Raw genomic sequence first — 18,910 nt, 5'->3', positions numbered from 1 at the left:
GGAAACGGGACGTGGGACTAGACGTACCGCTCCAGGATGGAAGACTCGGCCAGGCGCGACAGACCTTCCCGCACGCTCCGCGCCCGGGCCTCTCCCACACCGTCCACGGTCTGCAGATCGTCCACACTCGCGGCGAGCAGCTTCTGCAGCCCCCCGAAGTGCTCCACCAGGCGGTCGATGATCGCGCCCGGCAGCCGCGGCACCTTGGCCAGCAGACGGAAGCCGCGCGGGGACACCGCCGAGTCGAGGGTCTCCGGCGAACCGGTGTAGCCGAGCGCACGCGCCACCGTGCCCAGCTCCAGCAGCTCCGCGTGGGTCAGCGCGTCCAGCTCGGACAGCGCCTCCTCGACCGTGCGGGACCGCTTCGCCGTCGGCTCGGGCACGTAGTCCCGGACGACCAGCTCACGGTCGGGCTCCACCCCGGCGATCAACTCCTCCAGCTGGAGCGCGAGAAGACGGCCGTCGGTGCCCAGCTCGACCACGTATTCGGCGATCTCGGTGGCGATGCGCCGGACCATCTCCAGGCGCTGGGCGACGGCGGACACGTCCCGCACCGTCACCAGATCCTCGATCTCCAGCGCCGACAGCGTGCCCGCGACCTCGTCCAGCCGCAGCTTGTACCGCTCCAGCGTGGCCAGCGCCTGGTTCGCGCGGGACAGGATCGCCGCCGAGTCCTCCAGCACGCGGCGCTGACCGTCGACGTAGAGCGCGATCAGCCGCATCGACTGGGAGACGGAGACCACGGGGAAGCCGACCTGCTTGCTGACCCGGTCCGCCGTACGGTGCCGCGTGCCCGTCTCCTCCGTGGGGATCGTGGGGTCCGGCACCAGCTGCACGCCCGCGCGCAGGATCTTCGACAGGTCCGACGACAGCACGATGCCGCCGTCCAGCTTGCACAGCTCCCGCAGCCGGGTCGCGGTGAACTCGACGTCCAGGACGAACCCGCCCGTGCACATCGCCTCGACCGTCTTGTCGGAGCCGAGCACGATGAGCCCGCCGGTGTTGCCGCGCAGGACCCGCTCCAGGCCGTCACGCAGCGGCGTGCCGGGTGCCACGGCGCTCAGCGAGGCGCGCATCAGGCCATCGGAACCGGCACTCCCACCGGACTTTCCGGGAGCTGCTGCCCGGTCGTTGGCTGCCACTGCACTCCTCCGGTCGCAGGTTCTGAGGCGCTCCCGCACCCGCACGCGGTTCGTACGGACGGGCGAGACCTGGGCAAAGTCTACCGGCGCTCCTCCGCCTCCCGCGGGGCCTCTCGGCGACGGGAGCGGGGCAGCACCCGCAGCGCGTCCCCTATGTCCGCCACTTCCAGCACCTTCATCCCCGGCGGAATCCTGCCCGGATCGGCCGGGACCAGCGCGTGCGTGAAGCCCAGCCGGTGTGCCTCGGTCAGCCTGCGCTGCACGCCCGTGACCCGTCTCACCTCGCCGGCCAGGCCCACCTCCCCGATGGCCACCAGGTTCTTCGGCAGCGGGGTGTCGCTCGCGGCGGAGGCGAGCGCGAGCGCGACGGCGAGGTCGGCGGCCGGCTCGGACAGCTTCACCCCGCCCACCGTCGCCGAGTAGATGTCCCGCTTGCCGAGCGCGCTGATCCGGCCGCGCTGCTCCAGCACGGCCAGCATCATCGACACGCGCGAGGTCTCCAGGCCAGAGGTCGTACGCCGCGGGGAGGGGATCTGCGAGTCGACGGTCAGCGCCTGCACCTCGGCCACCAGTGGACGGCGGCCCTCCAGGGTGACGGTCAGGCAGGTGCCCGGCACCGGCTCGGCGCGACGGGTCAGGAACAGGCCGCTGGGGTCGGCGAGGCCCGTGATGCCCTCGTCGTGCAGCTCGAAGCAGCCGACCTCGTCCGTGGCGCCGTAGCGGTTCTTCACGCCCCGCACCAGGCGCAGGCGCGCGTGCCGGTCGCCCTCGAAGTGCAGGACGACGTCCACCAGGTGCTCCAGCAGGCGGGGGCCCGCGATCGCGCCGTCCTTCGTGACGTGGCCCACCAGCAGGGTGGACATGCCCCGCTCCTTCGACGCGCGGATCAGGGCGCCCGCCACCTCCCGCACCTGCGCCATGCCGCCGGGCGCGCCCTCGATCTCCGGGGAGGCGACCGTCTGCACGGAGTCGAGGATCAGCAGGGACGGCTTGACCTCGTCCAGATGGCCGAGGACGGCGGACAGGTCCGTCTCGGCGGCCAGATACAGATGCTCGTCGAGGGCGCCGATCCGGTCGGCGCGCAGCCGCACCTGGCTCGCCGACTCCTCACCCGTCACATACAGGGTGCGGTGCTCCTCGCTCGCCGACTTGGCGGCCACGTCCAGCAGCAGCGTCGACTTGCCGACGCCGGGCTCGCCCGCGAGGAGCACCACCGCGCCGGGCACGAGCCCGCCGCCGAGCACCCGGTCCAGCTCGGGCACGCCGGTCGAGCGGGCGGTGGCCTGGCGGCCGTCGACCTGGCCGATGGGCAGCGCGGAGTTGATGACGCGGCCGGGTGTCGTCGTACGGACCGCGGGCGCGCCGTACTCCTCGACCGTCCCCCAGGCCTGGCACTCGGGGCAGCGGCCGAGCCACTTGGCCGTCTGCCAGCCGCACTCGGTGCAGCGGTAGGACGGGCGGTCCTTGGTGGTCTTGGTACGGGCAGCCATGCGGAAACCGTAGCCCGCGGCACTGACAGCGAGGCCCCGGGGCGCGTGTGGGTGGACCGGTATCGGCCACCCCTCGTCGGGATCCGGCCGCGGAATAGAAGGCTCCTGTCCCCTTATGAGGGATCGTTTCACCCGTACGAAGTAAAACTACTCAAGCTTCCAGAAGTGGCACTCCGGCGCCGCCTACGGTCGCACGGGTGATGAGCAGCAGTCCGCAGACCACGACCCGCACGACCGGCGCGCACCGGGTGCACCGCGAGGCGCGTGAAGCACGAGAGGCGCGGGAGGAGCGCGACCGCCCCGCCGCCCGTACGCTCGTCCAGCGGCCGCCGGCGTGCTACGAGCCGTACCTGGACGGTCTGTTCACCTACTGCCTGTCGGTGCTGTGCGACCACGACGCGGCCGTCGCCGCCCTCGGTGACGTCCTCGCCCTCGCCGAGCGGCGTGGGCACCGCGTCCCGGAGGCCGCCGCCGACCGCCGGGCCTGGTTGTACGCGCTGGCCCGCTGGGCGTGCCTGCGGAAGCTGGCCGAGGCCAAGCAGAAACGTCAGGCCACCCACGCGGCGGGCCGTGTCGGTGCCACGAAGGGGGCAGGACAGGGAGCCGGGAGACAAGGGGCCGGGAGAGGCACCGCAAGAACCGCCGGGCGAGGGATGTCCGAACCACCCGTCGCCCCGGAGGCGCAGGAGGAGCGACGCCGTGAACTCGCCCTCCTGGCCTGGCCGGAGGCGGCCGGCACCACCCCCGAGCAGCGCGAGGCCCTCGAACTCGCCGTCCGTCACCACCTCGGCGCCCACGAGGTCGCCGCCGTCCTCGGCATGGAACCGGCCGCCGCGCGCGACCTGCTCGCCACGGCCGCCTGTGAGGTCGAACGCACCCGCGCGGCCCTCGCCGTGGTGCAGACCGGCGGCTGCCCGAGCGTGGCCCACCTCACGGGCGACAGCCAGCTCGTCCTCAGCACCGCCCTGCGCCGCGAGCTGGTCCGGCACGTCGACGACTGTCCGCGCTGCCGCCGCACCGCCGAGCGCGCCGTCGCCGGCCACTGGCCCGGCGCCACGGTCACCCCGGCCGAGCTGCCCGTCCTGGAGGCCCCCCGCGCGGCCCTGCACATGGCTCTCACGCACCACGCACGCGCGCGGGGCGCGGCCGTTCCGCGCTTCGACCGGCGTGGTTTCCCGATGGACCCCAAGGACCGCGCGGCCCGCCGCGACCGCCTCCGCGCGCGTGCCGTCACGACGACCGTCGTCGCCACGGTCGTCGCGGCGCCGGTGCTCGCCCTGTGGGCCGCCTACCGGGGCGCACCGGCCGGTGAGGCGGGCGGCCCCTCCGCGACCGCGCACGAGCAGCAGGGCCCCGACGCCCTCGACAGCGACGCGGCCGACGGCTACGAGAACGCGGGCAACGCGCGCGTGAAGCCCGCCATCCGCCTCGGCAAGGACGGCGGCTCGGACGTCTCCGTGGAGGTCGTCAGTGTCGGCGGCACCGGCGAGAAGAGCGCCGGACAGCTCGCGGTGAGCGCCGGGGGCGACGGCGACACCACCCTGATCACCCTCACCGCGTCGGGTTCCGGGCCGGTCCACTGGTCCGCGTCCACCTCGGCCCACTGGCTCTACCTCAGCCGGTCCTCGGGAACCCTCGAACCGGGCCGGACGTTGACGATCAAGGTGTACGTCGATCACCTGCGCGAGCCGTCCGGCCACTGGCGCGCCCAGGTGGCGATCGCCCCGGCCGGCGCCGTCGTCACCATCGACGGCTACGGCACGGCCCCCAGCCGCCCCACACCCCCGCCGTCGTCCACACCCGACCCGGCCCCGCCGTCCAGCGCACCCCCCACGGCCCCACCGTCGAGCCAGTCCCCGCCCCCGTCGGAGCCCCCTTCCACCCCGCCCGACCCCACCCCGTCCGACTCGGCGTCCCCGCCCCCGCCCGACAACGACCCCGGCACCCCGACCCCGTCGGGAAGCTAGGGGGCCGGCTCCGAGGGGCGATGGGCAGATCCGTTCCGGCGCGGGGAGCGCTCTGCTCAGGGTCCTGGGGAACGTCGCAGGTCAGACGGTAGTCAGAGGGGGCGGGAGGCGCGGGAGGGCTGGGAAGGTGGAACGAATCCGCCCATCGCCCCCGGGCCGGATACGGCTACGGCCTCGGCGAGGTTCGGCTGCCGTCAGGGCGTCGGATCCGCCGGATGGGGGGCCACCAGCGGGAGCTGCGACGCCAGTCGCTGTTCGCACAACTCGGCCAGACGGTCGTAACCGGCCTTGCCCATCAGTTCCGTCAGCTCGGCGCGGTAGGAGACGTACACCGGCTCGCCGGCGCCGTGCGCCGAGGTCGCCGACGTGCACCACCAGTGCAGGTCATGGCCGCCCGGGCCCCAGCCCCGGCGGTCGTACTCACCGATGGACACCTGCAGCACGCGCGTGTCGTCCGGCCGGTCGATCCAGTCGTACGTCCGCCGGATCGGCAGCTGCCAGCACACGTCGGGCTTGGTCTCCAGCGGCTCCCGGCCCTCCTTCAGGGCGAGGATGTGCAGCGAGCAGCCCGCACCGCCGGCGAACCCGGGCCGGTTCTGGAAGATGCAGGACCCCTGGAAGGGCCGCGTCTGCCGGGAACCCTCCTCGTCCTCGGAGACCCAGCCGCCCCGCGTGCCCTCGTCGTGGTGCTGCCAGATGTCCGGCGTGAGCCGTGCCACATGCTCGGCGACCCGCTTCTCGTCGTCCTCGTCGGAGAAGTGCGCGCCCAGCGAGCAGCACCCGTCGTCCGCGCGGCCCGCCTGGATGCCCTGGCAGCCGCTGCCGAAGATGCAGTTCCAGCGAGAGGTCAGCCATGTCAGATCACAGCGGAAGACCTGTTCGTCGTCCGCCGGATCCGGAAACTCCACCCAGGCGCGCGCGAAGTCGAGCCCCTTCTCGTCACTCACCTTCGTCCCCTTGGAGGATGTGGCGGTCTTACGAGATTTGTCCGCCTTGTCGACCTTCGCCTTTTTCGTCTTTGGCACCTGTCCAGGGTAAGTGGCCGAGGCCCGCTCCGGGGACCGAGGACGAACGATCTGGCAGTAGCGTTCCGTACATGAGACTCGGTGTCCTGGACGTGGGTTCGAACACGGTGCATCTGCTGGTGGTGGACGCTCACCCCGGCGCGCGCCCGCTGCCCGCGCATTCGCACAAGGCCGAACTTCGGCTCGCCCAACTCCTCGACGACAGCGGTGCCATCGGTGACGAAGGCATCGAGAAGCTGATCGCCGTGGTCCGGGACGCCCTCCAGGCCGCCGAGGACAAGGGCGTCGAGGACCTGCTGCCGTTCGCCACCTCCGCCGTACGCGAGGCCCGCAACGCCGACGACGTCCTCGCGCGCGTGGCCGACGAGACCGGCGTCCGCCTCCAGGTCCTCACCGGTGCGGAGGAGGCGCGGCTCACCTTCCTCGCCGTCCGCCGCTGGTTCGGCTGGTCCGCCGGAAAGCTGCTGGTCCTGGACATCGGCGGCGGCTCCCTGGAGATCGCCTTCGGCATGGACGAGGAGCCCGACGCGGCCGTGTCCCTGCCGCTCGGCGCCGGCCGCCTCACGGCGGGCTGGCTGCCCGGTGATCCGCCCGAGCCGGAGGCCGTCCGCGCCCTGCGCCGCCACGTCCGCACGGAGATCGCCCGCACGGTCGGCGAGTTCAGCCGCTTCGGCGCTCCCGACCACGTGGTCGCCACCTCCAAGACCTTCAAGCAGCTGGCCCGCATAGCCGGCGCCGCCCGCAGCGCCGACGGTCTCTACGTGCAACGCGAACTCAAGCGCGAGTCCCTGGAGGCCTGGGTCCCGCGCCTGGCCGGCATGACGGAGGACCAGCGCGCCGAGCTTCCCGGCGTCTCCGAGGGCAGGGCGGGCCAGCTGCTCGCCGGCGCCCTGGTGGCCGAGGGCGCCATGGACCTCTTCGGCGTCGAGAACCTGGAGATCTGTCCGTGGGCCCTGCGGGAGGGCGTGATCCTGCGGCGCCTCGACCACATGGGCTCCGACTAGGGGCGCGCAGGGCCGTGTCGACATGCGGCTCCGCCGCGACGGGGGTCCCCGGGCTCGAACGAAGCCGGGAATCCGGGGGAGCCGGCGACCACGACGGCGCCGCACCCGCGCGAATGGCGATAGTCACAACGGCGAACAGTCACCCAACACCGGCACCACCCAACGCCGTATGGTGACGGACGTGGCTGAACCAAGGGACCGGGACGTGCGCATCGCTCTGTCGACCGCCTCCGTGTACCCGGAGTCGACGGCGACGGCCTTCGAGATCGCCGCGCGCCTCGGGTACGACGGTGTCGAGGTCATGGTGTGGACCGACCCGGTCAGCCAGGACATCGAGGCGCTGCGCCGCCTGTCGGACTACCACGGCGTCCCGATCCTGGCCGTCCACGCCCCCTGCCTGCTGATCACCCAGCGGGTCTGGTCGACCGACCCCTGGGTGAAGCTCCAGCGGGCCCGGGCGGCGGCCGAGAAGCTGGGTGCCTCCACCGTCGTCGTACACCCGCCCTTCCGCTGGCAGCGGCAGTACGCGCGCGACTTCGTCGACGGGGTCTGGCGGATGGCGAACGAGACGGACGTACGGTTCGCCGTCGAGAACATGTACCCCTGGCGCTACCGCGACCGCGAGATGCTCGCCTACGCCCCCGACTGGGACGTCACCCAGCACGACTACCGGCACTTCACGATCGATCTCAGCCACACGGCGACGGCCCGCACCGACGCCCTGGACATGGTCGACCGCATGGGCGACCGCCTCGGCCACATCCACCTCGCCGACGGCCGGGGCTCCGCCAAGGACGAGCACCTGGTGCCCGGCCGCGGCACCCAGCCCTGCGCCGAGCTGCTGGAGCGCCTGGCCCTCACGGGTTTCGACGGCCATGTCGTGATCGAGGTCAACACCCGGCGGGCGATGTCCAGCGCCGAGCGCGAGGCCGACCTCGCCGAGGCCCTGGCCTTCACCCGCAAGCACCTGGCCTCGGCGGTACGGGTGCCGCGGCGATGAGCGGCGCCACGGCACGGCGGCGGGGCCGTCCCCCGCGCACCGAGTCCGCCGGCACCCGCGACCGCATCCTCACCGCGGCCCGTGGGGAGTTCTCCGAACACGGTTACGAGAAGACGTCCGTACGCGGTATCGCCAAGGCGGCCGGCGTGGACTCGGCGCTCGTCCACCACTACTTCGGCACCAAGGAGCAGGTCTTCGAGGCAGCCGTCGCGGTCGCCTTCGCGCCCGCGCTGAACGCGCCGAACGCGCTGGCCGAGGGCTCGCTGGACGGTGTGGGGGAGCGGCTGACCCGGTTCATCTTCGGCGTCTGGGAGAACCCCACGACCCGGACCCCGCTGCTCGCGATCGTGCGCTCGGCGGTCAACAACGAGACCGCCGCCGCCGTCTTCCGCCGCCTGGTCGCCGCACAGCTGATGCGGCGCATCGCCGACCAGCTGGACCTGCCGGACGCGGAGCTGCGCGCCGAGCTGGCGGCCGCGCAGCTGGTGGGCACCGCGCTGATGCGGTACGTGATCAAACTGGAGCCGCTGGCCTCGGCGGATCTGGAGCAGATCATCGCGCGCGTGGCCCCTGTGGTGCAGCACCATCTGACGGCCATGTGAAACGCGCGTCCCGCATTCCGGACACCCGTGTCCAGTCCGTGGAGCGGCGGCGTAGGCTCGTAGGCAGTCAGAAGTCTCTCTGACCGCAGTCTCTGAATCTCTCTGAGCACAGTCTCCGAAGGAGCGAGCGACGATGCCCGAGCTGAGGTCCCGCACAGTCACCCACGGCCGCAACATGGCGGGCGCCCGCGCCCTTATGCGCGCCTCCGGTGTACCCGGTGCGGACATCGGCCGGAAGCCGATCATCGCGGTCGCGAACTCCTTCACCGAGTTCGTGCCGGGCCACACCCACCTGCAGCCGGTCGGCCGGATCGTCAGCGAGGCGATCACGGAGGCGGGCGGCATCCCGCGCGAGTTCAACACGATCGCCGTGGACGACGGCATCGCCATGGGGCACGGCGGCATGCTGTACTCCCTGCCCTCCCGCGACCTGATCGCGGACTCGGTGGAGTACATGGTCGAGGCCCACTGCGCCGACGCCCTGGTCTGCATCTCCAACTGCGACAAGATCACCCCGGGCATGCTGCTGGCCGCCCTGCGCCTGAACATCCCGACGGTCTTCGTCTCCGGCGGCCCCATGGAGTCCGGCCGCGCCACCCTCGTGGACGGCACGGTCCGCACCCTCGACCTGGTCGACGCGATCTCCGACGCCGTCAACGACAAGATCTCCGACGAGGACATCCTCCGCATCGAGGAGAACGCCTGCCCGACCTGCGGCAGCTGTTCCGGCATGTTCACCGCCAACTCGATGAACTGCCTGACGGAGGCCATCGGCCTCTCGCTCCCCGGCAACGGCTCGGTCCTCGCCACCCACACCGCGCGCAAGCAGCTCTACGTCGACGCGGCCCGCACGGTGATGGACCTCACCCGCCGCTACTACGAGCAGGACGACGAGTCGGCCCTGCCGCTCAACATCGCCACCTTCCAGGCCTTCGAGAACGCCATGGCCCTGGACATCGCGATGGGCGGCTCCACCAACACGATCCTCCACCTGCTGGCCGCCGCCCAGGAGGCGGGCGTCCCCTTCGGCCTGGAGGAGATCGACGCCGTCTCGCGCCGCGTCCCCTGCCTGGCGAAGGTCGCCCCGAACGTCGCGAAGAACCGCACGTACTACATGGAGGACGTGCACCGCGCCGGCGGCATCCCGGCCCTCCTCGGCGAACTGCACCGCGCGGGTCTGCTGAACGAGGACGTGCACTCCGTCCACAGCCCGTCCCTGTCCGACTGGCTGAAGACCTGGGACGTCCGCGGCGGCTCCCCGTCCCCCGAGGCGGTCGAACTCTGGCACGCGGCTCCCGGCTGCGTCCGCTCCGCCGAGGCCTTCTCCCAGTCCGAGCGCTGGGAGGCCCTGGACGAGGACGCGGAGGGCGGCTGCATCCGCTCCGTCGAGCACGCGTACTCCAAGGACGGCGGCCTCGCGGTCCTCAAGGGCAACCTCGCGGTCGACGGCTGCGTGGTGAAGACGGCCGGCGTCGACGAGTCGATCTGGACCTTCGAGGGCCCGGCGGTCGTCTGCGAGTCCCAGGAGGAGGCCGTCCAGCGGATCCTCACCCAGGAGGTCAAGGACGGCGACGTCGTCGTCATCCGCTACGAGGGCCCCAAGGGCGGCCCCGGCATGCAGGAGATGCTCTACCCGACCTCGTACCTGAAGGGCCGCGGCCTGGGCAAGTCCTGCGCCCTGATCACCGACGGCCGCTTCTCCGGCGGCACCTCGGGCCTGTCGATCGGCCACGCCTCCCCGGAGGCGGCCTCCGGCGGCACCATCGCCCTGGTCCAGGACGGCGACCGCATCCGCATCGACATCCCGAACCGCACGATCGAGCTGCTGGTCGACGACGCGGAGCTGGCCCGCCGCGAGCAGGCCCTGAACGGCGTCCACGCCCCCAAGAACCGCGACCGCAAGGTCTCCGCCGCCCTCCGCGCCTACGCGGCCATGGCGACGAGCGCCGACAAGGGCGCGGTCCGGGACGTGAGCAAGCTGGGCTGACCCGGCACCATCGCGCAAGGGGGCCGCCTCCGAGAGGCGGCCCCTTCTCGTCGTGTCACCGGTCTCCCGGGCGCCCCTCACCAGCCGGAGGGATCACGCCCGTCCACGGCGAAGACGGTGCCGTCCGGGGCGGTGGCGTAGACATGGCCGTCGACCACGATCGGGGCCGGCAGCGCGCCGGCGACCTCACCCGAACTCGCGCCGAGCCGTGGCGCGGTCTGCCCGAGCAGGTCGCCGTTCCGGGCGTCCACCGCGAGCACCCGCCCGTCGGGGGCGCTGAAGTAGACGTGGTCGGCGTCGGCGACGGGGGCCGAGCCCCGGCTCACGGCCGTCTCCAGATGCCACAGCCGCCTTCCGGTGCTCAGGTCGACCGCGTCCAGCGAGCCACCGGCCGCGAGCAGGTAGACGACGTGGCCGTGCACGGTGGCCTGCGGAGTCGTGAGCGGCACGGGCAGCGCCGTACGGCGCGTCGTCCTCGTGCCGGGCGCATAGCGGACCACCGCGTCCGTGACCGCGGAGGCGTTGTCGACGGACTGCAGGACCAGGGAGCCTTCCTCGCTGCCGACGGGTTGCAGCGAGCCCCGCAGCCGGGCCGTCCAGCGGGCCGTACCGCTGTGCGCGTCCAACACGGTGAGCTGCGTGTACGCCCCGTCCGTCGTGGTGGTGGCGGCTTCGACCGACGGATCGCCGGCACGGGTGGTCAGGGTCGGCGTGCCCCGGCCGGGCAGCCGCCGATGCCACTTCTCGTGCCCCGACCTCCCGTCCACGCCGGTCACCGTGCCGTCCGCGTGCGTGACGACAAGCATGTCGCCGGCGATCCGCATCCCCCGGTTGTCGGGCATGTCCCGCTGCCAGCGAGGCTTCCCCGAGGCGGGATCGAGGGCCACCACCCGCCGTCCCCCGTGCGTCGGGAGCAACAGCAGTCCGCCCGACAGCGCCGGCGCGTCGCTCGTGCTCTCCTCGCCCACCGCACGCCGCCACAGCAGCGTCCCGTCGGCCAGGTCCAGGGAGGAGGCCACACCGGACCGGAAACACAGCAGCCGCCCCGCGCCGGTCACGCACTGCGGCATCCCGGAGCCCTCGCCGACCGGGTGCGCCCGCCACGCCGCGAAAGCGGCCACGCCGGTGCGGGACCCCGTCTCCTTCACCACCGGACCGCCGTCACCGCGCGGCCACAGCAACGCGGTGAGCACACTGCCCGTGACCGCGGCGGCGGCCACGACGGCGAGCAGCATCCGGCGGGGCGGGCGGCCGAGGCGCGGCCGCCAGGACGCGCGTGCCGGGGATCGCGGCACGTCCTCCGTGGGTCCGGGCGCCTGATCACCGGTGCGCTGCGCCGGTATGAACGCCTGCGTGTCGTACCTGGCGGCCAGGGAGCGCAGCTCCCGCATCAACTCGTCGGGAGTGGGCCGCTCCTCGGGTTCCTTGGCGAGGCAGCGCCGTACCAGGGGTTCCAGATCGTCCGGGACACCCGTCAACTCGGGCTCGTCGTGCACCACCTGATACGCGACCACGTACGGGCTGTCGGAGTCGAACGGCCCCCGCCCGGTCGCCGCGTGCACCATGACCGAGCCGAGCGCGAAGATGTCCGCGGCCGGCCCCACCTCCCGGGGCCGACGGAACTGCTCGGGCGCCATGAACGGCGGCGTCCCGATCAACTTCCCGGTCTCCGTGCGCAGTTCACTGTCCTTTGGCCGGGAGATGCCGAAGTCGATGACCTTCGGCCCGTCCTCCGCCAGCAGCACATTGCTCGGCTTCAGATCCCGGTGCACCACCCCGACCCGATGGATGTCGCGCAGCGCCTCGGCCAGCCCGGCCATCAGCCGGCGCACCTGCGCCGGCGCCATGGGACCGTTCCGCTTCACATGCTCGGACAGCGTCGGCCCCGGAATGAACAGCGTGGCCATCCAGGGCCGTTCGGCCTCCGGATCGGCGTCCACGACCGACGCGGTGAAGGCACCGCTGACCCTCCGGGCAGCCGCCACCTCCTGCCGGAAACGCCCCCTGAACTCGGGATCGCGGGCGAACTCGGCATGGACGACCTTCACCGCGAGCTTCAGCCCAGAGGTGCTGCGCGCGAGGTGGACCACCCCCATGCCACCGGACCCCAGACACGACTCCAGTCGGTAGTGACCGGCGTACTCGGGAAGTTCCGCTTCCGCGCCCGCTCCGGTGCTGCGCTGTGGCGTCATGGACCGCCCCCCGTGCTCATCGTCCGCGCGCGACGCACGGAGCCTAGTCGATGACTCGTACGAGACAGAGGCGGCTTGCTAGCCTCCGCGTGCGAGTCACGCACAGGCGTTCCGTGCTCGCTTCGCGGAATCAACGGGGCCCATGACAGCCATGGGGCCAGGGGGGAGACGTTCCATGTCCGTAGACCGATCGGAAGCAGCCACCGGAGCAGCCGGGGAGGAGGCCCTCACGGCGGAGACGGCCGTGCGCACCTTCGCGGTGGCGCCCGGCGTCCGCGTGAACGTCCGCAGCGGCCCCGGCACCAACTACAACATCATCCGGGTGCTCCCCGAGGGCTCCCGCGTGCCGATCTTCTGCCAGACGCCGGGTACGACGGTGACGGGCCCCTACGGCACGACCAACATCTGGGACAACGTCAACAACGGCGAGTACGTGTCCGACGCCTACGTCCACACCGGCAGCGACGGCTACATCGCCTCGCGCTGCGCCTGACGTCCTCGACCGTCGGGCGCCGCGCACCCCGTCGCGCCCGACCCCACCGGAGGGCCGCCCACGCCCGGCGCCATAATCGTCCCGTGAGCGACGAAACCGGCACCCCGGACACCCCGGCGGGCTCCATGGACGGTCCGGCCCGGGGCGGCGGCCCCCGCCCCGAGCCCCTGCGCTTCTTCGGCACCTCCTGGGTGAACCACGACGACGGCTACGCGGCCCGCCGCGCCGGCGTCGCCGTCGGCTCCCTCGCCCTGGCAGCCGTCTCCTGCCTGGTGCTGCGCCTCGCCTACCAGGGCATCCGGATCGCCGAATCGGGCTCCTTCGTGACCGTGCTGGTCATCGCCATGTTCGCGATCTGCAGCGCGCTCGCCTTCCGCAACACCTGGGAGGGCTTCTCGCGGCGCCACGACCCGCAGCGCCAGGCCTCCCTGCGCGGCCTGCTCGCCATCGGGTTCGTCGGCTCCCTCCTCGCCTACTTCTTCCGCTCCCTCACCGAGGCCCCGGGAGAGAAGCTGCACCGAGAGGAGTACGAGAAGTCCCGCGAGGAGCACGCCCGCCGCTCCTCTCGCCGCACCGGCAACCCGTCGAAGAAGAAGCGACGCCGCTAGGCCCTGGAAGCGGGAGCGGCGCCGAGGACAGCGGCCGGGAGAGCAGCGCAGCGGACGCGGCACCGAAAAGGGCAGCGGCGGCGGGGGTGCACCAGCGGCGGGGACGGGGCTGCGCCGAAGGCAGCGGTGAGGGCAGCAGGGCCGGCAGGCGCAGCGGCGCCGGACGTACCGGCGACGGATGCGCGGAAGGACGGGCGCGGCGGTCGTCGCGGACGACGTCACGAGCGGCGCGGGGAACCGTAACCGGTGCCGCCGCCGCGGCGGCAGGACGGTGCGGCCGCACGACACTGTTCCTTCGCGCCGCCCTCCGCTCACCATGGCTCCATGACCACGACCTCAGCCTCGTCCGAGCCGTCCGCGTCGTCCCACTCCGCCCGCGCCCACTCGTTCAACGCCGTCGCCGCCCAGTACGCCGCGAACCGCCCCTCCTATCCGCCCACCCTCTTCGACGCCGTCGAGGAGACGGCCGGGCGCTCCCTGTCCGGTGCCACGGTCGTGGACGTCGGCGCCGGTACCGGTATCTCGACCGCCCTTCTGCACGGCCGCGGCGCCGACGTGCTCGCCGTGGAACCCGGCGAGGGCATGGCCACCGAGTTCCGCCGCGGGCTCCCGCACATCCCGCTCGTCCGGGGCAGCGGCAACGCCCTTCCCCTCGCCGACGACCACGCCGACTTCCTCACCTACGCCCAGTCCTGGCACTGGACCGACCCCGCCCGCTCGGTGCCCGAGGCGCTGCGCGTGCTGCGGCCGGGCGGTGCGCTGGCGCTGTGGTGGAACACCAGCGCCCTCGACGTCGAGTGGATCGCGGAGGCGGCCGAGCGCGCCGGCCACCACGCCGGCATCGACCTCACCGCCGAGCAGAGCAAGGCGGGCGAGCGCACCAACCAGGCCGATCCCAGCGGCCGCCTCGACTTCACCCGCCGCGAGGTCCGCTGGAGCCGCCGCGTCCCGATCGACACCCACCTCGCCAACATCGGCAGTCACTCGTTCCTGCTCGTCATGCCCGAGCGGCGCAGGACCGCCTTCCTGGAAGAGGAGCGCGCCCATCTGCTGAAGATCTTCCCGGACGGCATCGTCGAGGAGACGTACGACGTGCTCCTGCTCGTCGCCACCAAACCCTGACCCGGGCAGGGTTCTTCACGCTCGGCAACGGCGGTCGGGAGTCGTCCCGGCCGCCGTTCTGCGCTACGCCCCTTGACGGCCACGGCTCCTGGGCGGATTATTCATCGCGTGATGAATAAAACCCTGGACCCACCGCCCCAGGCCCTCACCGCCGCCGTCCACGCCGAAGACGTCAGCGTCGCCCGCGGCCCCCGCACCGTCCTGCACCACCTCCGCTTCACCGTCCCCCGCGGCCAGATCACCGGCCTCCTCGGCCCCTCCGGCTGCGGAAAATCGACCCTCATGCGCTCCATCGTCGGCACCCAGGCCAAGGTCACCGGCGCCCTGCACGTCCTCGGCCGACAGGCCGGCCACCCCACCCTCCGCAGCCGCATCGGCTACGTCACCCAGGCCCCCTCCGTCTACGACGACCTCACGATCCGCCAGAACCTCGACTACTTCGCCGCGATCCTCGACCCCCGACGCACCACCACCGACCGCCACCAGGCCGTCGAACGCGCCCTGGCCGACGTCGACCTCACCCGCCACGCCGACTCCCTCGCCGGCAACCTCTCCGGCGGCCAGCGCAGCCGTGTCTCCCTCGCCGTCGCTCTCCTCGGCACCCCCGAACTCCTCGTCCTCGACGAACCCACCGTCGGCCTCGACCCCGTCCTCCGCCGCGACCTGTGGAACCTCTTCCACGACCTCGCCGCCACCCGCGGCGCCACCCTCCTCGTCTCCTCCCACGTCATGGACGAGGCCGAGCGCTGCCACCGCCTCCTCCTCATGCGCGAGGGCGAGATCCTCGCCGACGACACCCCCGAAGCCCTGCGCACCCGCACCGCCACCGACACCGTCGAGGCCGCCTTCCTGCACCTCGTCGACGAGGCCGCCGCCGCGGCCCGCACGAAGGAGAGCACCCGATGAGCACGACCACCCCCGCGGCCCGCGTCGGCGCACTCAGCACCGCCCGCACCACCGCCACCGCCGCCCGGGTCCTGCGCCAGCTCCGCCACGACCCGCGCACCATCGCGCTGATGCTGCTCATCCCGTGCCTGATGCTGATCCTGCTGCGCTACGTCTTCGACGCCAGCCCCCGCACCTTCGACAACATCGGCGCCTCGCTGCTCGGGATCTTCCCGCTGATCACGATGTTCCTGGTCACCTCCATCGCCACCCTGCGCGAACGCACCTCCGGCACCCTCGAACGCCTCCTCGCCATGCCCCTCGGCAAGGCCGACCTCATCACCGGCTACGCACTCGCCTTCGGTGTCGTCGCCATCGTCCAGTCCGCCCTCGCCACCGGACTCGCCGTATGGCTGCTCGGCCTCGACGTCACCGGCTCCCCCTGGCTGCTCCTCCTCGTCGCCCTCCTCGACGCCCTGCTCGGCACGGCCCTCGGACTCTTCGTCTCGGCCTTCGCGGCCTCGGAATTCCAGGCGGTCCAGTTCATGCCCGCGGTGATCTTTCCCCAGCTCCTCCTCTGCGGCCTGTTCACTCCTCGCTCCGACATGCACCCCGCCCTCACGGCCGTCTCCGACGTCCTGCCGATGTCGTACGCCGTCGACGGCATGAACCAGGTCCTCCACCACACCGACATGACGGCCACCTTCGTCCGCGACGTCCTGATCGTGGCCGGCTGCGCGGTACTGGTGCTCGCCCTGGGCGCGGCCACCCTGAGGCGACGGACGGCCTAGACACCCACACCCCGCCCGGCTCCGTTCCGCCCACCGGACAAGCGACCCGCACACCCCGCCCCCGGTGCCAGACTGAACCGCATGAGCCAGAAAGTCGCAGTCCTCGGCACAGGCAAGATCGGCGAAGCCCTGCTCAGCGGAATGATCCGGGCCGGCTGGGCCCCCGCCGACCTCCTGGTCACCGCCCGCCGCCCCGAACGCGCCGAAGAACTCCGCACCCGCTACGGAGTCACCCCGGTCACCAACACCGAGGCAGCCAAGACCGCCGACACCCTCATCCTCACGGTCAAGCCGCAGGACATGGGCACCCTTCTGGACGAACTCGCCCCGCACGTCCCCGCCGACCGCCTGGTCATCAGCGGCGCCGCCGGAATCCCCACCTCCTTCTTCGAGGAGCGCCTCACCACAGGCACCCCGGTCGTCCGCGTCATGACCAACACCCCCGCGCTCGTCGACGAGGCCATGTCGGTCATCTCCGCCGGAAGCCATGCCACCGCCGCACACCTCGCCCACGCCGAGGAGATCTTCGGCGCCGTCGGCAAGACCCTCCGCGTCCCCGAGAGCCAGCAGGACGCCTGCACCGCCCTGTCCGGCTCCGGCCCGGCCTACTTCTTCTACCTGGTCGAAGCCATGACCGACGCCGGCATCCTGCTCGGCCTGCCCCGCGACAAGGCTCACGACCTCATCGTCCAGTCCGCCATCGGAGCGGCCGTGATGCTCCGCGACAGCGGCGAGCACCCCGTGAAGCTCCGGGAGAACGTCACCTCTCCGGCCGGCACCACGATCAACGCCATCCGCGAACTGGAGAACCACGGCGTCCGAGCCGCCCTCATCGCCGCCCTCGAAGCCGCCCGCGACCGCAGCCGCGAACTCGCCACCGGCAAGAAGGACTGACCGGCCCCGAGAAGGGGCGACCGCGCACCACGCCGGCCGCCCCACCCGAGGCCCGGCTAACGCACGTCGCTCAGCTCGGTCCGCTCCACCGACGGCAACAACCCGATCGCCCGATACGCCGCATCGACGGTCGGCCGGGCCATCGCCCGCGCCTTCCCCGCGCCATCCCGCAGCACCCCCTCCACATAGGCAGGATCCGCACACAGCTCCCTGTGCCTGGCCTGCACGGGCCTGAGGACCTCCACCACGGCGTCCGCGGTGTCCTTCTTCAAAGCCCCGTACGACTCGTACACACCGGCCAGGGCCTCCGGGTCCCCACCCGTGCACGCCGCGAGGATCTCCAGCAGATTCGCCACCCCGGGCCGCGCCTCCCGGTCGTACTCCACCTCCCGGCCGCTGTCGGTCACCGCCCGCATGACCTTCTTCCGGATCGTGTCCGGCTCGTCGAGCAGATAGACGACCCCCGCCCCCGACTCGTCCGACTTCCCCATCTTCCGCGTCGGCTCCTGCAGGTTCATCACCCGCGCCGCCACCCCCGGCAGCGTCACCCGCGGCACCACGAACGTGTGCCCGTACCGCTGGTTGAACCGCACCGCCAGATCCCGAGTCAGCTCCACGTGCTGCGCCTGGTCCTCCCCGACCGGCACCTCGTCCGCGCCGTACGCCAGGATGTCCGCCGCCATCAGCACCGGATACGTCAGCAACGACAGGCGCACGCTCCCGCCGCGATCCCGCTCCTTGGCGGCCTTCTCCTTGTACTGGATCATCCGCCGCATCTCGCCGTCGGTCGCCACGCACTCCAGCAGGTACGACAGTCTCGTGTGCTCGTCGACATGGCTCTGCAGGAACACGGTGCACACCTCGGGATCGAGCCCCGACGCCAGCAGCAGCGTCGTCGTCTGCCGGCTGAGCCTGCGCAGCCGCGCCGGATCGTGGTCCATGGTCAGCGCGTGCAGATCCACCACACAGAACAAGGAGTCCGCCCGGTGCTGGTCCACCGCGGCCCAGCGCCGCATCGCACCCAGGTAGTTGCCCAGCGTCAGATGCCCGGTCGGCTGAACCCCGCTGAAGACCCGCGTCATCTCTACTCCACCTCCTGGTCGAGGCCACCGCTCCTGCGGCCGGCCCCCGGAGGTCCGGAGGAGATACGAGAACGGCCGCCGAAGCGGCGGCCGTTGAGTGCATACGTGAGTACGGCCGCCGTCAGGCGGCCCACCAAAGCTGGGTACACGTACGCGTCATCACGTCCCTCACTCTACGCCGCGGGGGTGTCTCGAGGAGGCAAGTTGACACACCCCACGCCGATCCGTAGTGTTCTCCGAGTTGTCCGACGTGAGCGCCGACTCCGGTCGGTCCCCGGACAGCCACTCCACGAGCATCACCCGGACATCGACGTTTCTGCGTCGGCAACTTCGGTGTGCGTATTTGTGGAATGAGGAATCCGCGTTCGAAAGGACGCCGCCCCCGATTAGCTCGGGAGCACGGAATCCGCTAAAGTCTCACTCGTCGGAACGGCCCAAAGGGCCGGGAAGACAAACCCCGCTGACTGGGGGTCAGACGCCGAAAGGATCTGATAGAGTCGGAACCGCCGGAAAGGGAAACGCGAGAGCGAGAACCTGGAAAGCACCGAGGAAATCGGATCGAGAAAAGATCTGATAGAGTCGGAAACACCGAAGGGAAGCCCGGAGGAAAGCCCGAGAGGGTGAGT

16 protein-coding genes are annotated in these 18,910 nt (G+C 72.0%); 11 read left to right on the top strand and 5 right to left on the bottom strand.

The features are described from left to right. Positions 1–17: 17 nt before the first annotated feature. The gene (disA, locus tag ACIHEJ_RS31505) at positions 18–1,142 is read right to left on the bottom strand and encodes a DNA integrity scanning diadenylate cyclase DisA (protein ID WP_100827559.1); all 1,125 of its coding nucleotides are present in this window, start codon (positions 1,140–1,142) and stop codon (positions 18–20) included. 80 nt (positions 1,143–1,222) lie between these two features. Continuing rightward, on the bottom strand, positions 1,223–2,632 hold the full coding sequence (gene radA, locus ACIHEJ_RS31500; protein ID WP_400140505.1) for a DNA repair protein RadA: 1,410 nt from the start codon (positions 2,630–2,632) through the stop codon (positions 1,223–1,225). A gap of 197 nt (positions 2,633–2,829) precedes the next feature. On the opposite strand from radA, the gene ACIHEJ_RS31495 reads away from it, so the two are divergent. Continuing rightward, a complete protein-coding gene (locus ACIHEJ_RS31495) occupies positions 2,830–4,599 on the top strand; it encodes a hypothetical protein (RefSeq protein WP_400140503.1) in 1,770 nt (589 codons plus the stop codon). A 194-nt stretch (positions 4,600–4,793) separates the two neighbouring features. Here the strand turns inward: ACIHEJ_RS31495 and ACIHEJ_RS31490 are convergent, their stop codons facing one another. Continuing rightward, positions 4,794–5,624: a hypothetical protein gene (locus tag ACIHEJ_RS31490; RefSeq protein WP_400140501.1), complete on the bottom strand. Its 831-nt coding sequence runs from the start codon at positions 5,622–5,624 to the stop codon at positions 4,794–4,796. Between the two features lie 71 nt (positions 5,625–5,695). Here ACIHEJ_RS31490 and ACIHEJ_RS31485 point away from each other — a divergent pair, with 71 nt between their 5' ends. The 4 genes from ACIHEJ_RS31485 (at position 5,696) to ilvD (ending at position 10,217) form a co-directional block, all read left to right on the top strand. Next, entirely contained in the window at positions 5,696–6,628 is a 933-nt protein-coding gene (locus tag ACIHEJ_RS31485) for a Ppx/GppA family phosphatase (protein ID WP_400140499.1), read from the top strand. 181 nt (positions 6,629–6,809) lie between these two features. Next, the gene (locus ACIHEJ_RS31480) at positions 6,810–7,628 is read left to right on the top strand and encodes a sugar phosphate isomerase/epimerase family protein (protein ID WP_400140497.1); all 819 of its coding nucleotides are present in this window, start codon (positions 6,810–6,812) and stop codon (positions 7,626–7,628) included. Beyond that, positions 7,625–8,230, top strand: a complete 606-nt coding sequence (locus tag ACIHEJ_RS31475; protein WP_400140495.1) for a TetR family transcriptional regulator — start codon at positions 7,625–7,627, stop codon at positions 8,228–8,230. Before ACIHEJ_RS31480 ends, ACIHEJ_RS31475 begins: the two co-directional genes overlap by 4 nt. 133 nt (positions 8,231–8,363) lie before the next feature. Then, entirely contained in the window at positions 8,364–10,217 is a 1,854-nt protein-coding gene (gene ilvD / locus ACIHEJ_RS31470; protein WP_400140493.1) for a dihydroxy-acid dehydratase, read from the top strand. Between the two features lie 77 nt (positions 10,218–10,294). On the opposite strand, the gene ACIHEJ_RS31465 is transcribed toward ilvD, so the two are convergent. After that, positions 10,295–12,409, bottom strand: coding sequence for a PQQ-binding-like beta-propeller repeat protein (locus tag ACIHEJ_RS31465; RefSeq protein WP_400140491.1), 2,115 nt, complete (start codon positions 12,407–12,409; stop codon positions 10,295–10,297). A 175-nt stretch (positions 12,410–12,584) separates the two neighbouring features. On the opposite strand from ACIHEJ_RS31465, the gene ACIHEJ_RS31460 reads away from it, so the two are divergent. The 6 genes from ACIHEJ_RS31460 (at position 12,585) to proC (ending at position 17,202) form a co-directional block, all read left to right on the top strand. After that, positions 12,585–12,902 (top strand): SH3 domain-containing protein, encoded by a 318-nt coding sequence (locus ACIHEJ_RS31460; RefSeq protein ID WP_400140490.1) that lies wholly within the window; start codon positions 12,585–12,587, stop codon positions 12,900–12,902. Between the two features lie 83 nt (positions 12,903–12,985). After that, positions 12,986–13,510 carry an EamA/RhaT family transporter gene (locus ACIHEJ_RS31455; RefSeq protein WP_400140489.1) on the top strand — a complete coding sequence of 175 codons (525 nt, stop codon included), beginning with the start codon at positions 12,986–12,988 and terminating at the stop codon, positions 13,508–13,510. A gap of 324 nt (positions 13,511–13,834) precedes the next feature. Then, a complete protein-coding gene (locus ACIHEJ_RS31450) occupies positions 13,835–14,632 on the top strand; it encodes a class I SAM-dependent methyltransferase (protein WP_400140488.1) in 798 nt (265 codons plus the stop codon). Between the two features lie 108 nt (positions 14,633–14,740). Further along, positions 14,741–15,538: an ABC transporter ATP-binding protein gene (locus ACIHEJ_RS31445; protein ID WP_400140487.1), complete on the top strand. Its 798-nt coding sequence runs from the start codon at positions 14,741–14,743 to the stop codon at positions 15,536–15,538. After that, entirely contained in the window at positions 15,535–16,308 is a 774-nt protein-coding gene (locus ACIHEJ_RS31440; RefSeq protein WP_400140486.1) for an ABC transporter permease, read from the top strand. Before ACIHEJ_RS31445 ends, ACIHEJ_RS31440 begins: the two co-directional genes overlap by 4 nt. An 81-nt stretch (positions 16,309–16,389) precedes the next feature. Beyond that, positions 16,390–17,202 carry a pyrroline-5-carboxylate reductase gene (gene proC / locus ACIHEJ_RS31435; protein ID WP_400140485.1) on the top strand — a complete coding sequence of 271 codons (813 nt, stop codon included), beginning with the start codon at positions 16,390–16,392 and terminating at the stop codon, positions 17,200–17,202. Between the two features lie 56 nt (positions 17,203–17,258). Here the strand turns inward: proC and trpS are convergent, their stop codons facing one another. Then, positions 17,259–18,284 carry a tryptophan--tRNA ligase gene (gene trpS / locus ACIHEJ_RS31430; protein WP_400140484.1) on the bottom strand — a complete coding sequence of 342 codons (1,026 nt, stop codon included), beginning with the start codon at positions 18,282–18,284 and terminating at the stop codon, positions 17,259–17,261. Positions 18,285–18,910 lie beyond the last annotated feature (626 nt).

Origin of the sequence: Streptomyces sp. NPDC052301, assembly GCF_044593395.1 — a bacterium.
In the GTDB taxonomy this organism is placed as follows: domain Bacteria; phylum Actinomycetota; class Actinomycetes; order Streptomycetales; family Streptomycetaceae; genus Streptomyces.
Note: the sequence above shows the minus strand (reverse complement) of the source record. Positions and strands in the feature narration are given on the sequence as shown.

Bases quoted from the DNA above. Each gene is read 5' to 3' on its own strand.
- ACIHEJ_RS31450 (WP_400140488.1), top strand. From the start codon at position 13,835: ATGACCACGACCTCAGCCTCGTCCGAGCCGTCCGCGTCGTCCCACTCC.
- radA (WP_400140505.1), bottom strand. From the start codon at position 2,632: ATGGCTGCCCGTACCAAGACCACCAAGGACCGCCCGTCCTACCGCTGC.
- ACIHEJ_RS31485 (WP_400140499.1), top strand. From the start codon at position 5,696: ATGAGACTCGGTGTCCTGGACGTGGGTTCGAACACGGTGCATCTGCTG.
- ACIHEJ_RS31440 (WP_400140486.1), top strand. From the start codon at position 15,535: ATGAGCACGACCACCCCCGCGGCCCGCGTCGGCGCACTCAGCACCGCC.
- ACIHEJ_RS31475 (WP_400140495.1), top strand. From the start codon at position 7,625: ATGAGCGGCGCCACGGCACGGCGGCGGGGCCGTCCCCCGCGCACCGAG.
- ACIHEJ_RS31465 (WP_400140491.1), bottom strand. From the start codon at position 12,409: ATGACGCCACAGCGCAGCACCGGAGCGGGCGCGGAAGCGGAACTTCCC.
- trpS (WP_400140484.1), bottom strand. From the start codon at position 18,284: ATGACGCGGGTCTTCAGCGGGGTTCAGCCGACCGGGCATCTGACGCTG.
- ilvD (WP_400140493.1), top strand. From the start codon at position 8,364: ATGCCCGAGCTGAGGTCCCGCACAGTCACCCACGGCCGCAACATGGCG.
- proC (WP_400140485.1), top strand. From the start codon at position 16,390: ATGAGCCAGAAAGTCGCAGTCCTCGGCACAGGCAAGATCGGCGAAGCC.
- ACIHEJ_RS31460 (WP_400140490.1), top strand. From the start codon at position 12,585: ATGTCCGTAGACCGATCGGAAGCAGCCACCGGAGCAGCCGGGGAGGAG.